The sequence below is a fragment of the Rhodoferax bucti genome, assembly GCF_005876985.1.
Lineage (GTDB): Bacteria > Pseudomonadota > Gammaproteobacteria > Burkholderiales > Burkholderiaceae_C > Allorhodoferax > Allorhodoferax bucti.
In genome coordinates this window covers 443149-456402 of the sequence record NZ_VAHD01000001.1, presented here as the reverse complement: position 1 = coordinate 456402, position 13254 = coordinate 443149, and the positions used below count along the sequence as shown (strand labels likewise).

Genomic DNA, 13254 nt, shown 5'->3' with positions numbered 1-13254 from the left:
TGATGCACGTCAAAAATCTGCCCAGCCGCCGGCCGTAAAGTGAAATCATGCGCAAAGTCAAACTGCACAAACTCGTCATCGGCCGCCGGGGCCTGATTTATTCGCTGGGCCTGTGCATGCTCATACTGGGTTTGGGCGGGCTCGGGTTTTGGGTGCTGGAGCCGCAGGCGGAAACCTTTTCGGATGGCTTGTGGCTGGCCTTCACCACCGCTGCGACGGTGGGTTACGGCGATATCGTGCCCAGCACCCATGCCTCGCGCACATTTTCGGTTTTGGTGGTGTTGATGGGGCTGGCGGTGTTGTCGCTGGTAACGGCATCAGTGGCCGCCATGCTGGTGGAAGTGGAGGAGCGTGCGGTGGACAGCGAGTTGCTGCGCGAAATCCATGCGCTGCGCCTGGAAGTCAGGCACCTGCGCGACGAGGTGCACGGGGCCGTGCCAGCGACAGACAAAGAAAAAGCCGGCGGCGCATAGCGCGGGCCGGCTGGGGACATCGCTTGGGGCGCGGTGCTTGCGCACCGCGCCGCCGCGGCGATCAGACCACGGTGATGGTCACTTCAATGTTGCCGCGGGTGGCGTTGGAGTAGGGGCACACCTCGTGGGCCTTGGCGACCAGGGCTTCGGCGGCTGCCTTGTCCATGCCGGGGATGCTCACTTGCAACGCCACTTCAATGCCGAAGCCTTGAGGAATCTGGCCGATGCCCACCGATGCGTTGATGCTGGTGTCTGCGGGCAAGGCGATCTTCTGGGTGCCGGCCACGAATTTCATGGCGCCGATGAAGCAGGCGCTGTAGCCGGAGGCAAACAGCTGCTCGGGGTTCACACCACCGCCGGCGCCGCCCATTTCTTTGGGCACTGCCAATTTCAGGTCCAGCAAGCCGTCCGAAGTGCGGGTGGTGCCGTCACGGCCGCCGGTGGAGGTGGCGTGGGCGGTGTAGATGACTTTTTCGATTTTGTTGACCATGGTGCTTCCTTTGAAAAATGCTGCGGACGCAGCGGGGGGGGGGGTAAACGTGGGTATCAGGCCTGCCCGGCAACCAGCCGGTTGCGCAGGGTTTGGATTTGGCTGGTGAGGCTCATCAGCTCCGGCACGGGGCACTCGCTGGCCGCCACTACACAGGCGGGAATGCCGAGGGCTTTGGATTTGAGCGCCAAACCTGCGGGGCTCAGAAAGACTTCTACGCGGCGCTCGTCTTCTGCGCTGCGCTGACGCTGCAACAGACCTGCGGTTTCCATGCGCTTCAGCAGGGGCGTGAGGGTGCCGGAGTCCAGAAACAAACGCTCGCCCAGCGCTGAAACCGTCAGGCCATCGGTCTCCCACAGCACCAGCATGACCAGGTACTGCGGGTAGGTCAGTTGCAAGGCGTCCAGCAAGGGCTTGTAGAGCTTGGTCATGGCCAGGGAGGCTGAGTACAAGGCAAAGCAGAGCTGGTTGTCCAGCCGCAGCATGGCGTCGTTGGCAGGGAGAGCGGTGTGTTGACTTGGCATGGGGTGAATTGTAGTTCGCAATTAAATTGCATGCAATTTAATTGCGAAAACCTTATCTCCTTGAGGGTCTCAGGCCGGCTGACTACGTGTTGTCGCTGCGTGCTGTAGGCGGCGGAGCCCCGCTCGGCGTCATGTGACGTGGTGGGGGGGCGAATGGTCTGTTTTGCTATAAAAACAGGAGCTGACTGCGCTTTGTGTATCTGGGCTAGGTGCCTAAAACATGCATATTTCAGGCACCTGGCGGTGCTATTTGGCGAACCGCCGGCGCGTGAGCGCCAAAGCCACCCAGAACGACGCCACCGCATAAGCCGCCAGCACCGTCAGATGCCGCACTTCATCCGACGGCCATTGGTCCATGAACAAGGGGCGCACCAGCGCAACGGCGTTGGACAGGGGCAGCCAGTCGGCCACCACGCGCACCGCTTGGGGCAGCTGTTCCAGCGGGAAAAACACCCCACTCAAGAACATCATGGGCGTGAGAAACAGCGTGAAGTAGTAGGTGAAAAAGTCGTAGCCCCTGGCCAGTGCGTTGAAGATCAGCGCAATGCAGCTGAAGGTAATGCCCACCCCCAGCAGAATGGGCCAGGCCACCAGCAGTTTGGGGCTGTGGCTGATGCCCAAACCCAGCATCACCCCCATGATGGCCGTCACGGTGAATAGCGACTTGAACGCCGCCCACAGCATCTCGGCGAGCACCACGTTGTCCAAACTCACCGGCGCATTCATGATGCCGTCCCAAGTCTTTTGCACGTGCATGCGGCTGAAGGCAGAGTACAGCGCCTCAAACGAGGCCGATTGCATGGCGCTCATGCAAATGGAACCGCTGGCCAGAAAGAGGATGTAAGGCACCTGCTGCCCGTTCACCGTGATCTGGCCCACCAATGCGCCCATGCCGTAGCCGAAGGCGACCAGCCACATCAAGGGCTCGGCAATATTGCCCACCAGGCTGGGTATGGCCAGCTTGCGCCAGACCAGCAGGTTGCGCAAAAACACCGGCCAGAAGCGCATGGACAGCTCGGGTGCGCGCCAGATAGATTGTGGGCCCCTACGCTCGGCACTGGCGTGTCCTCGCTGCCCCCCGGGGGGGCTCTCGGGCCTTGGGGCGGCCCGGCGTTCCTCGTGGGGCTTGTTGTCGTTGTTTTGGGTGCTCATATCAGGCGTCCTCCCGGATCTGGCGTCCGGTCAATTTCAAAAACAGGTCTTCCAGATTGGCCGGGCGGTGCAGCGTGCGCAACTGGGGGTAGGTGGACAGCGCTTGCAGCAGCAGGACGGAGTCCTGGGTGTAGAAAAACACGGTCTCGCCGCTGACTTCCACGCGCGCGGCCAGGGCGCGCAAAGGGCTGTCCACCAAGGCATGTGCGCCGACTCCAAATACCTCGACCACATCCGGCTCCAGGTGGGCCGCAATCAGGTCGCGTGGCGTGCCCTCTGCAATTTTTTGTCCATGGTCGAGCACCAGCAGGCGGTTGCACAGGCGTTCGGCTTCGTCCATGAAGTGGGTGGTGAGCAGAATGGACTTGCCTTGCTGCAGCAACACCTGCAGCCGCTCCCACATGAGGTGGCGGGCTTGCGGGTCCAGGCCGGTGGTGGGCTCGTCCAGTAGCAACAACTTGGGGTCATTCACCAGCGCGCGGGCCAGGCTCAGTCGCCGTCGCATACCGCCGGAGAGCTCGCCCGGTTTGGCGTCTGCCTTGTGGGTGAGTGCCGCGAATTCCAGCAGTTGCGGAATGCGCGCCTTGATGGCGGTGTCCTTCATGCCGAAGTAGCGGCCGTACACCAGCAGGTTTTCTGCGCAGCTGAAGTCCGGGTCCAGCGTATCGAACTGCGTGACCACGCCCAGCTGGGCCTTGATGGCCATGGCCTCATGGGGCATGGGCAGGCCCATGGCGGTGATGCTGCCGCCGTCTGGCAGGGTATGGCCCAAGCACATGCGGATAGTGGTGGTCTTGCCGGCACCGTTGGGGCCGATGACGCCCAGGCATTCGCCGGGTGCGATGCTGAAGCTCAGGTCTTTGACGACCTCGGCATCGCCGTAGCGCTTGTGCAGGTGCTCGACCTGAAAAAAAGTCTGGTTCATGGCTGCCTTCACTGAAAAGCCACTTCGGCAAAGCTGCGCAGCTTGCGGCTGTGTAGCTGGTCAATGCCTTGCGAGCGCAGCAACTCCAGCGCGCGGATACCGATGCGCAGGTGCTGGTCTACCCGCTCGCGGTAAAAATGGTTGGCCATGCCGGGCAGTTTGATTTCGCCATGCAGCGGCTTGTCGCTCACGCACAGCAAGGTGCCGTAGGGCACGCGGAAACGGAAACCGTTGGCGGCGATGGTGGCGCTTTCCATGTCCAGCGCCACGGCGCGGCTTTGGCTGAAGCGGCGCTGGGGCTGGTTGTCGGGCAGCAGCTCCCAGTTGCGGTTGTCGGTGCTGGCCACGGTGCCGGTGCGCATGATGCTTTTAAGTGCCGCACCGCTGACCTGAGTGACATCCGCCACGGCTTGCTCCAGCGCGACCTGAATTTCTGCCAGCGCCGGAATCGGCACCCACAGCGGCAGCTCTTCGTCCAGCACATGGTCTTCGCGCACATAGCCGTGGGCGAGCACATAGTCGCCCAGCTGCTGGCTGTTGCGCAGGCCGGCGCAGTGGCCCAGCATGATCCAGGCATGCGGACGCAGCACGGCAATGTGGTCGGTGATGTTTTTGGCGTTGGCCGGGCCCACGCCGATGTTCACCATGGTGATGCCGGCGTTGTCGGCGCGCACCAGGTGGTAGCCGGGCATCTGGGGCAGGCGGGGTGGCTCTTTGCCCAGGGCGTCTGCCGCCTCGGCAGGCAGACCCACACGGCGGGTGACCATGTTGCCGGGCTCCACGAAGGCGATGTATTCGCTGTCCGGGTCTTGCATCGCCTTGCGGCCCAGCGCGATGAACTCGTCAATATAGAACTGGTAGTTGGTGAAAAGCACAAAGTTCTGGAAGTGCTCCGGGCCGGTACCGGTGTAGTGGCGCAGGCGGTGCAGCGAATAGTCCATGCGCGGCGCGGTAAACAGCGACAACGGCAGGGGCTCGCCCGGGCGAGGCTGGTAGGTACCGTTGGCAATGCCGTCGTCCATGGCGGCCAGGTCGGGCAGGTCGAACACATCGCGCATCAGGGTGCGGCGCTCGGTGCTCATTTGGCCTTCCACATGGTCGTGCTCGGCGAACGAAAAGTGCACCGGAATCGGCTGGTTGCTGGTGGCCACCTCAATCTCGCCGCCATGGTTTTGTAGCAGCAGGCGGAACTGTTCCAGGTAGTAGTGGTGGTACAGGTCCGGCCGGGTGAGTGTGGTTTCAAACCGGCCGGGGCCGGCCACAAAGCCGTAGCTCAGGCAGGCAATGTCGGCCGCCGCTTTGCGCGACACCGTGTCAGTGTGGATGCGCACCAGCGGGTAGCAGGCGCGCACATGGCCGCCCAACTCGTCACCGGCCACAAAGCGCTGCATGGCCTGGCGCAGGTGGGCGATGCTTTGGTCGTAAATGGTGTGCACCTGGGCCAGGGCTTGGGCCGGGTCGGTGAAACGGGTGGGGGCGATGAAGGGGGGGAGGCTGCTCATGTCCCCATTGTGCCGCCGGAATAAGCAGGTGTAAGGCAAGGGCTTGGAGTAGAGTGTGGGCAATCTCACAGAAGCGCGCCCCGGTGACCGACCCTAAAGACTCCCGTTTTACTGAAACCGGATTTCCCTCTTTGCAGTGGGAGGATGAGGATTTGGATACGCGCCCCTTGCCGCTCAATGAGCGCCCTTTGCAGGCGCGCATTGACCATGAGATGGCCATCGTCGCGGAGCACCACATCCGCATTGCGCTGGCGATTGAAAAGTTCTGGGGTCACCGGGATTGTGTGGAATACATCCGCACGCTGATTCTGAGCGGTGGCTACTCCGATGGCGCGACCAACCGGGTGGGTTTCAAGCCCGAGGTGATTTCAGCGCTGATCAATCTGGCAGCCATGCACCAGGTGGAGTAGATAAGCGGGGCGCCGACTATGAACCTCTCTCACCTCGTCGGGATTCAACTGTTTTTGTATGCGGTGTTGTGGGCCTTGTGTGCCCGCATTCTGGTGACCGAGCGCCGCGCTGTGCTGCACTATCTGGCGTATGCGTTTTCGGCGGGCGTGGCTATTTTGTTCATCAGTTGGAGGCCGGAGGGGCCGGCTTGGTGGACGCACACCTTCTCCAGCATCGTCAACATGGTCAGCCTGGTGTGTGCCCGCCGTGGTGCCGAGGTGTTTTTGCAAACGCGCCCCCGAGACACCGAGCATGTGCTCACGGTGGTGCTGGGTAGCGCCGTGTTTGCGTGGATCGGGCCGGACGATACTTCTGCCCGCGTGGCGCTGGGCGCGGGCTTGGCGGGAGCGATTTTGCTGGGCGCGGTGTCAAGTTGCTGGCGGCCGCTGCGGCGGGAGTTCGGGCTGCGCTTTACGCTGATGGCGGCGGTGCCTTTGGCGGCGATGCTGTTTATCAACCTGGAGCTGGGCCTGAGCGCGTGGCGCGGACAGGTTGTGCCCGTAGAGGGCAGCGGCATGCCGCAAGCGATCACCTGGACAGTAACGCTGGTATCGGCAGCGGTATTTAACTTTTTGTTTCTGTTTTTGCTCGGCCTGCGCATGCACCACAACCTGCACCGCCTGGCTACGCAGGACCCGCTGACCGGCCTGCTCAACCGGCGGGGTATGCAAGCGGTGCTGCAAAAGGAGTGGATGCGCGGCAAGCGCTATGGCGATCCGCTTGCGGTGATCTCGCTGGATGTGGACCACTTCAAGCGGGTTAACGACCAGCATGGCCACGACGCGGGCGACCGGGTGTTGATCGCAGTGGCCGAGGTGTTGAAAAGCCATGCCCGGGCCTCCGACCAGGTGGCGCGCATGGGCGGCGAGGAGTTTTTGGTGCTGATGCCGTCCGCGCACGCCGAAACCGATGGCGTGGCCCTGGCGGCGCGCTTGCGTGAGGCCGTGAACCGGACGGTGGTACTGGCCGATGCCACCGTGCGCATTCCGGTCACGGTGAGCTGGGGTGTCTCTGGCATCCTGCCGCAAGACGTGTCGCAAGAAGATGTGCTGCGCCGCGCTGATGAGGCCCTCTACCAGGGCAAGCGCAGCGGGCGCGACCGGGTGGTGCTATTCGGGCTGCACGACATCACGCCCGGCAGTGGCGCAGGCGGCGCAGACGCAAGCCACGCCCCGGGCCGGCGTGGGGATGCGGCTCAGTAGATCGGCACTGAAATCCATCTGCGTACACCAGCACGGCCCTTGGGGCTGGCCGGTGGCTTTCTCCAATTCCATCGCGCACTGATTGGCGTGGCCGCATAACGGGCACACTGTGGGGTTGACGGCAGGGGCAGAAGTAGCAGGCATGGGTCTGCAGTGTAGCGATGGCTACTTGCTGCGCTCCGCATGACAGGACAGGAGAACACAGTGGCTGTAGAGATTGAACGCAAATTCTTGGTAACGGGCGACGCCTGGCGCAATGGCAGCGGTGTGCTGTACCGGCAGGGCTACCTCAACCGCGACAAGGCGCGCACGGTGCGGGTCCGCATTGCGGGGGATGCAGCCTTTTTGACCATCAAAGGTAAGAGTGTGGGGGCTACCCGCGCCGAGTTTGAATACCCGATTCCTGTGGCGGATGCCCAGGCGCTGCTGGCGCTGTGCGATGGCCCGTTGATTGAGAAAACCCGCTACCTCGTGCCGCATGCGGGCCACCAGTGGGAGGTGGACGAATTTGCCGGCGACAACGCCGGCCTGGTGGTGGCCGAGCTGGAGCTGGTGTCGGAAGACGAGGCGTTTGAGTCTCCGGCTTGGCTGGGCGAGGAAGTGACCCATGACGCCCGCTATTTCAACTCCAACTTGGCTACGCAGCCCTACGCTTCATGGTGAGGTGGTTTGCGCGAGTTTTAAGCATAAAATCGGCCTGTAGCGCCCGTGCAATATGCGCAAGTAGCTATCAAAAATGTAGCAATTTATTGTCCGGGCGCTGCCGGTGGCAGCGACATCACCCACTGCGCCATCTGCCGCGCTTGCGCTTCGCTCCAGTGCGGGTGGCGCGGCATCAGGGCCCGGCCCCACTCGCCGGCGCCCCCGTTGCGTATCTTGCCGGCCAGGTAGTCCACCGCATCTGCTCGGCCCTGGTAGCGCGCAGACACTTGGTTGAATGCGGGGCCGACATAGCGCCTGTCTACCCCGTGGCAGCGAATGCAGTCGGAGGCGTTGACGGCGGCCATGCCGGCTGCCAGTGCGGCAGTGGGGGCCGTCGGGGAAGCTGCAGCCACGGAGGTGCTGCTGCCCGCCTGCAGCGTACGCCAGCCCACCGTCAGCATGCCTGCAACGACCACCACCACCGCCACGGTGAGTGCCGCTGCAAGCCAACGCGGCCGTTGAGGTGGAGTGTCGTCGTCCGGGTGCATCTTGGAGGTCTCGTGAGAAAGGTGGCCTGAGTGTCGCGCGAAAGCCATTGCAAGGTGAAGTACAGGCCTTTTCAAAATCCGACTTCACCAACAAAAACGGCACCCGAAGGTGCCGTTTTTCCGAAGGGTTGGCTTAGGCCGCCTTCACCTTCAAGCGCCATGCATGCAGCAACGGCTCGGTGTAGCCGCTGGGCTGCGCCAAGCCCTTGAACACGAGCTCGGTCGCCGCCTGGTAGGCCGCACCCTTGAAGTTGCCCACCATGGGGGTGTAGAGCTTGTCGCCGGCGTTTTGCTTGTCCACCTTGGCGGCCATGCGTTGGAAGGTTTCTTCCACCTGGGCCTTGGTGACGACACCGTGGTGCAACCAGTTGGCCATGTGCTGGCTGCTGATGCGCAAGGTGGCGCGGTCTTCCATGAGGCCGATGTCGTTGATGTCGGGTACCTTGGAGCAGCCCACGCCTTGGTCCACCCAGCGCACCACGTAGCCCAGAATGCCCTGGGCGTTGTTGTCCAGCTCGGCTTGTTTTTCGGCGTCCGTCCAGTTGGGCGTGGCCGTTACCGGGATTTGCAGCAGGTTGTCCAGAATGCCGGGGCGGGCCTTCTCGTAGTTGGTCTTTTCCAGTTCCTTCTGCACGTCGCTGACCAGCAACTGGTGGTAGTGCAGGGCGTGCAGCGTGGCGCCAGTGGGGCTGGGCACCCAGGCGGTGTTGGCACCGGCTTTGGGGTGGCCGATCTTCTGCTCCATCATCGCCTTCATCAGGTCGGGCATGGCCCACATGCCCTTGCCGATCTGCGCCTTGCCGCGCAGGCCGGATGACAGGCCCACCAACACGTTGTTCTTCTCATAGGCGGCAATCCAGGCGCTGCTCTTCATGTCCGCCTTGCGGATCATGGCGCCGGCTTGCATGGCGGTGTGCATCTCGTCGCCGGTGCGGTCCAGGAAACCGGTGTTGATGAAGGCTACGCGGCTTTGGGCGGCGGCAATGCAGGCCTTCAGGTTCACGCTGGTGCGGCGCTCTTCGTCCATGATGCCCAGCTTCACGGTGCTGTCCGGCAAGCCCAGCATCTGCTCCACGCGGGTGAACAGCTCGGCGGCAAACGCCACTTCAGCAGGGCCGTGCATCTTGGGTTTGACGATGTAGACCGAGCCTTTGCGCGAGTTGCGGATGGCGTCTTTCTTGGTCTTCTTGAGGTCATGCAGGGCGATGGTGGTGGTGACCACGGCGTCCATGATGCCTTCGGGGATTTCTTGGGTGCTGCCGTCCGCTGCGGTGTAGGTGATGGCCGGGTTGGTCATCAGGTGGCCCACGTTACGCACAAACATGAGGCTGCGGCCGTGCAGCTTGACTTCCTTCTTGCCGTCGGGTGCGGTGTAAACGCGGTCACCGTTCAGGCCACGGGTCAGCGTCTTGCCACCCTTCTCGAAACTCTCCACCAAAGTGCCTTGAAGAATGCCCAGCCAGTTGCCATAGGCCAGCACTTTGTCTTCGGCGTCCACCACAGCCACGGAGTCTTCCAGGTCCAGGATGGTGGAGAGGGCTGCTTCAAGCACCAAGTCGCTTACACCTGCTGCATCGGTTTTGCCGATGGGCGTGGCGCGGTTGATGATGATGTCCAAGTGCAGGCCGTTGTGAATCACCAGCACGCTGGAAGGATCTTTGGCAGAGCCCTGGAAGCCCACGAACTGGTCCTTGTCGGCCAACTTGGAGGTGGAGCCGTCCTTCAGGGTGACGACCAAGTCACCGCCCTTGATGGCGTAGCCGGTAGAGCCTACGTGTGAGCCTTTCTTGAGCGGTGCGCAGCGGTCCAGCACGTGGCGCGCGTATTCAATGACCTTCTTGCCGCGCTTGGGGTTGTAACCCTTGGGGCCCACTTTTTCGCAGCCCTTGTCTTCGCTGATCACATCCGTGCCATACAGGGCGTCGTACAAAGAGCCCCAGCGCGCGTTGGCAGCGTTCAAGGCATAGCGGGCGTTCAGCACGGGCACCACCAGCTGCGGGCCGGCTTGGGTGGCCAGCTCGGCATCCACGTTTTTGGTGGTGATCTTTACCTTCTTGGGGCTCTCGACCAAGTAGCCGATTTTTTCCAGAAAGGCCTTGTACGCAGGCATATCAGTGATGGGGCCGGGGTTGGCCTTGTGCCAAGTGTCCAGCTCGGTTTGCAGGCGGTCGCGCTCGGCCAGCAGGGCGATGTTCTTGGGGGCCAAGTCGGCCACGATGGCGTCGAACCCTTTCCAGAACGCCTCGGGCGCAATGCCGGTGCCCGGCAGTACTTTGGACTCGATGAAGCTATGCAGGCTGGTTGCTACCTGAAGGCGGTGCTCAGTAGTGCGGGGTGTCGTTGTCGTCATGGTGGGCCTTTCAAAGGAAGGGGCGGTCAACAAAGAGAAAACAGATCGCGCGAGGGGGAATGCCCTCAGGCTATAGATGTACTGTATTCCATCCTTTGCAGATTACTATATGGAAGAATATCAATCGATTTGTGACAATTTAGGATGTAGTTCATGCCCATACGCCATCTGGTGCTGCTGAAATTTAAAGTCGATACGGCGCCCGCACAGGTGCAGGCCATAGAAGCCGCGTTCGCAGCATTGGCAAGCAAGATCAGCGCCGTGCAGAGCCTGGAGTGGGGCACCAATAACAGCCCCGAAGGCCTGGCCAAAGGCTTTACCCACTGCTTCAACCTCACCTTCGCGGATGAGGCCGGCCGCGCAGGCTACCTGCCACACCCCGATCACTTGGCGTTTGTGGAGATTTTGAAACCCACGTTGGACGACGTGCTGGTGTTGGATTACGCCGTGTAATTGCTTGGTAGGTGGTAGAAGAAGCGGGCTGCGATAGTCCGTTCGGCTTACGTGAAGCGGCGCGTGCGACACGGCGTTGTCACACACCATTTTTAGCATGGGCGCTCAGCCTCCCTGGACCGTGTGTCTGCGTCGGAGGCCTTGTTTTTTCTCCAACAGGTAAGCCCATGCAATTCAAATCCACACTGTCAGCCATCGCTTTGGCGCTGGTATCCGTCGCTGCATCTGCGCAGACGTTCAGCCTTAACAACTACACCGTTCAAAACACCTATGGCCTTGATCTGAGCGTGGGTGGCGTTTCCGGCCTGGAAGGCTCTGCCATCACGTATGCGCAGGACCGTGGCACCTTGTTCTTCATTGGTGACGAGGGCAAGGGGGTGATTGAAATCTCCCGCACCGGTACTTCGCTGGGTTCCATGGCCTTCACCGGTTGGGGCGGCAAAAGCACCAAAGACGGCAACGATTCCGAAGGCCTGGCTTACCTGGGGGGCGGAGTGCTCGCAGTGGCTGAAGAGCGTTTGCAGAATGTGTACAAGTTCAACTACACGGCCGGTGGCAGTATCGACCTGGGCACCGTGCCAGTCGCCTCGGTGGGCCCGACCACTAGCAACATCGGTATTGAAGGCTTGAGCTACGACGCCCGCAACGGCAACTACATCACCGCCAAGCAGGACAACCCGGCCACTCTGAGCATTTTCAACAGCTTGTCGTTCTCTACGGCCACGGCACCGGATGCGGTGGCCACCACCACGTTTAGTGGCGCGACGGGTTTGTTTGGTTTGACGCAGCTCTCCGACGTGCAAGCGCTGTCTATTTTGGGTAACAACAATCTGTTGGTTTTGAGTACCGGTACGAACAGCGGCGACTCCCGAGAGTTGATTGAAGTTACCCGTAGCGGCACAGTTGTTAGTCGTCTGGACTTGACCCACATCGTTCCGCGCAACGCCATTGAAGGTGTCACGGTTGACGAGCGCGGCACGATCTACTTGTTGGCCGAGCAAGACCAACTCAGTGGTGCGCCTGCGGGTTCCAAGTCCCAACTGATTGTGTTGACCGCACCGGTGCCCGAGCCGGAAACCTATGCCATGCTGCTGGCTGGTTTGGGTTTGATGGGTGCCGTGGCCCGCCGCAAGCGCGCCGCCTGAGTGACTCTTTAGTAGGTGTCGTGCAGGCCAAGGTGCCGCCTGCACGATGCCAGTGGCGTGGCTGCATAGCACGCCACTCAGCGTTGTCGATAATTGACGTAAAGTTTGCGGCCTGCCCGCTACCGTGAGGTGGCAGGCAGGCCCCTTTATTTTGGCCCTGCCCTCACAGGGCATGGCGTTATTGACAGCACCGCATGACCACCGACACCCGTTCACCTTCAGCCCTTCCCCTCGCGGGCATCCGCGTCGTCGAATTCACCCACATGGTCATGGGCCCTACCTGCGGCATGACGCTGGGCGACTTGGGGGCGGACGTGATCAAGGTCGAGCCCCTGGCCGGCGACAGCACCCGCAAGCTGCTGGGCAGTGGCGCGGGCTTTTACCCGCTGTTCAACCGCAACAAAAAGAGCATTGCGGTGGACCTGAAAAGCGCGAAGGGCCGCGAAATTGTGCTCAAGCTCATCGCCACGGCCGACATCGTGAGCGAGAACTTCAAGACCGAGACCATGCAGAAGCTGGGCTTGGACTACGCATCTTTGAGCAAGCTGGACCCGCGCCTGATCTACGTGAGCCACAAAGGCTTTTTGCCCGGCCCCTATGACCACCGCACCGCGCTGGACGAGGTGGTGCAAATGATGGGTGGTCTGGCCTACATGACCGGGCGCCCTGGCGACCCGCTGCGTGCAGGCAGCAGCGTGAACGACATCATGGGTGGCATCTTCGGCGCGGTGGGTGCCATGGCCGCGCTCATGCAGCGCCAGCAGACCGGTAAGGGCCAGGAGGTGCAAAGCGCGCTGTTCGAGAACAACATCTTCCTCGTGGCCCAGCACATGATGCAGTTCGCCGTAACCGGCAAGGCCGCCGCGCCTATGCCCGAGCGCATTTCACCCTGGGGCATTTATGACGTGTTCAGCGTCAAAGACAAGGAGCAAATTTTTCTGGCCGTGGTGGGCGATGGGCAGTGGAAAACCTTTTGCGAAGCCTTCGGCTACGCCGACCTGTTTGCCGACCCGCGCGTGACCACCAATAACGATCGCGTGCTGGCCCGCAGCTGGCTCATCCCCGAGCTGCGCACCCGCTTGACCCTGTTCAGCCGGGCGGAGCTCTCGCAGCGCTTTGAGCACGTGGGTCTGCCGTTTGCGCCCATCACCGATCCGCAGCATTTGTTTGACGACCCGCACCTGCAAGCCACGGGTGGCTTGGCCCCCATGGAGCTGCCCGATGGCCGCCAGACACAAGTGCCGCTGCTGCCGCTGACGCTAGGCGGCGAACGCCTGGGCTTGCGGCTGGACCCGCCCAAGCTGGGCGAGCACACCGACGCGCTGTTGCAAAGCCTGGGCTACAGCGCGGACGAAGTGGCTGCACTCCATGCGCAAGGCGTGGTGCTATGAAAAATAT

14 protein-coding genes and 2 pseudogenes are annotated in these 13254 nt (G+C 62.0%); 8 read left to right on the top strand and 8 right to left on the bottom strand.

What is annotated here, in order from left to right; all coding sequences use genetic code 11:
* The first annotated feature begins 47 nt into the window (after positions 1 to 47).
* Positions 48 to 473 (top strand): potassium channel family protein, encoded by a 426-nt coding sequence (locus FDM28_RS02215; protein WP_138512592.1) that lies wholly within the window; start codon positions 48 to 50, stop codon positions 471 to 473.
* A 61-nt stretch (positions 474 to 534) separates the two neighbouring features.
* Here FDM28_RS02215 and FDM28_RS02210 read toward each other — a convergent pair whose 3' ends face one another.
* The 5 genes from FDM28_RS02210 to FDM28_RS02185 all read right to left on the bottom strand — a co-directional run bounded on the left by FDM28_RS02210 (position 535) and on the right by FDM28_RS02185 (position 5066).
* The gene (locus FDM28_RS02210; protein ID WP_138512590.1) at positions 535 to 963 is read right to left on the bottom strand and encodes an organic hydroperoxide resistance protein; all 429 of its coding nucleotides are present in this window, start codon (positions 961 to 963) and stop codon (positions 535 to 537) included.
* A 56-nt stretch (positions 964 to 1019) separates the two neighbouring features.
* Positions 1020 to 1487 carry a MarR family winged helix-turn-helix transcriptional regulator gene (locus FDM28_RS02205; RefSeq protein ID WP_138512588.1) on the bottom strand — a complete coding sequence of 156 codons (468 nt, stop codon included), beginning with the start codon at positions 1485 to 1487 and terminating at the stop codon, positions 1020 to 1022.
* Positions 1488 to 1733: 246 nt separating this feature from the next.
* Positions 1734 to 2495 carry an ABC transporter permease gene (locus FDM28_RS02200; protein WP_138514209.1) on the bottom strand — a complete coding sequence of 254 codons (762 nt, stop codon included), beginning with the start codon at positions 2493 to 2495 and terminating at the stop codon, positions 1734 to 1736.
* A 145-nt stretch (positions 2496 to 2640) separates the two neighbouring features.
* Positions 2641 to 3564: an ATP-binding cassette domain-containing protein gene (locus tag FDM28_RS02190; RefSeq protein ID WP_138512586.1), complete on the bottom strand. Its 924-nt coding sequence runs from the start codon at positions 3562 to 3564 to the stop codon at positions 2641 to 2643.
* A gap of 8 nt (positions 3565 to 3572) precedes the next feature.
* Complete coding sequence (locus FDM28_RS02185) at positions 3573 to 5066, bottom strand: AMP nucleosidase (protein WP_138512584.1); 1494 nt, start codon at positions 5064 to 5066, stop codon at positions 3573 to 3575.
* Positions 5067 to 5149: 83 nt separating this feature from the next.
* Here FDM28_RS02185 and FDM28_RS02180 point away from each other — a divergent pair, with 83 nt between their 5' ends.
* Both FDM28_RS02180 and FDM28_RS02175 read left to right on the top strand, forming a co-directional pair.
* A complete protein-coding gene (locus FDM28_RS02180) occupies positions 5150 to 5476 on the top strand; it encodes a hypothetical protein (protein WP_138512582.1) in 327 nt (108 codons plus the stop codon).
* An 18-nt stretch (positions 5477 to 5494) separates the two neighbouring features.
* The gene (locus tag FDM28_RS02175) at positions 5495 to 6718 is read left to right on the top strand and encodes a GGDEF domain-containing protein (protein WP_138512580.1); all 1224 of its coding nucleotides are present in this window, start codon (positions 5495 to 5497) and stop codon (positions 6716 to 6718) included.
* Here the strand turns inward: FDM28_RS02175 and FDM28_RS02170 are convergent.
* Positions 6626 to 6862, bottom strand: coding sequence for a cysteine-rich CWC family protein (locus FDM28_RS02170; RefSeq protein WP_138512578.1), 237 nt, complete (start codon positions 6860 to 6862; stop codon positions 6626 to 6628). The genes FDM28_RS02175 and FDM28_RS02170 overlap by 93 nt on opposite strands.
* Positions 6863 to 6922: 60 nt before the next feature.
* Between FDM28_RS02170 and FDM28_RS02165 the strand changes: the two genes are divergently transcribed.
* Entirely contained in the window at positions 6923 to 7381 is a 459-nt protein-coding gene (locus tag FDM28_RS02165; RefSeq protein WP_138514207.1) for a CYTH domain-containing protein, read from the top strand.
* Between the two features lie 83 nt (positions 7382 to 7464).
* Here FDM28_RS02165 and FDM28_RS02160 read toward each other — a convergent pair whose 3' ends face one another.
* Positions 7465 to 7908 carry a c-type cytochrome gene (locus tag FDM28_RS02160; RefSeq protein WP_138512576.1) on the bottom strand — a complete coding sequence of 148 codons (444 nt, stop codon included), beginning with the start codon at positions 7906 to 7908 and terminating at the stop codon, positions 7465 to 7467.
* Between the two features lie 133 nt (positions 7909 to 8041).
* Positions 8042 to 10258, bottom strand: a complete 2217-nt coding sequence (locus FDM28_RS02155) for a malate synthase G (protein WP_138512574.1) — start codon at positions 10256 to 10258, stop codon at positions 8042 to 8044.
* A 153-nt stretch (positions 10259 to 10411) separates the two neighbouring features.
* Between FDM28_RS02155 and FDM28_RS02150 the strand changes: the two genes are divergently transcribed.
* The 4 genes and pseudogenes from FDM28_RS02150 to FDM28_RS02140 all read left to right on the top strand — a co-directional run bounded on the left by FDM28_RS02150 (position 10412) and on the right by FDM28_RS02140 (position 13247).
* The gene (locus tag FDM28_RS02150) at positions 10412 to 10711 is read left to right on the top strand and encodes a Dabb family protein (protein WP_138512572.1); all 300 of its coding nucleotides are present in this window, start codon (positions 10412 to 10414) and stop codon (positions 10709 to 10711) included.
* A 167-nt stretch (positions 10712 to 10878) separates the two neighbouring features.
* Positions 10879 to 11697: pseudogene (locus FDM28_RS02145) on the top strand (SdiA-regulated domain-containing protein); the annotation flags it as partial.
* Positions 11698 to 11772: 75 nt separating this feature from the next.
* Positions 11773 to 11856: pseudogene (locus FDM28_RS18175) on the top strand (PEPxxWA-CTERM sorting domain-containing protein); the annotation flags it as partial.
* 194 nt (positions 11857 to 12050) lie between these two features.
* The gene (locus tag FDM28_RS02140) at positions 12051 to 13247 is read left to right on the top strand and encodes a CaiB/BaiF CoA transferase family protein (protein ID WP_138512567.1); all 1197 of its coding nucleotides are present in this window, start codon (positions 12051 to 12053) and stop codon (positions 13245 to 13247) included.
* The last annotated feature ends 7 nt before the right edge of the window (positions 13248 to 13254 follow it).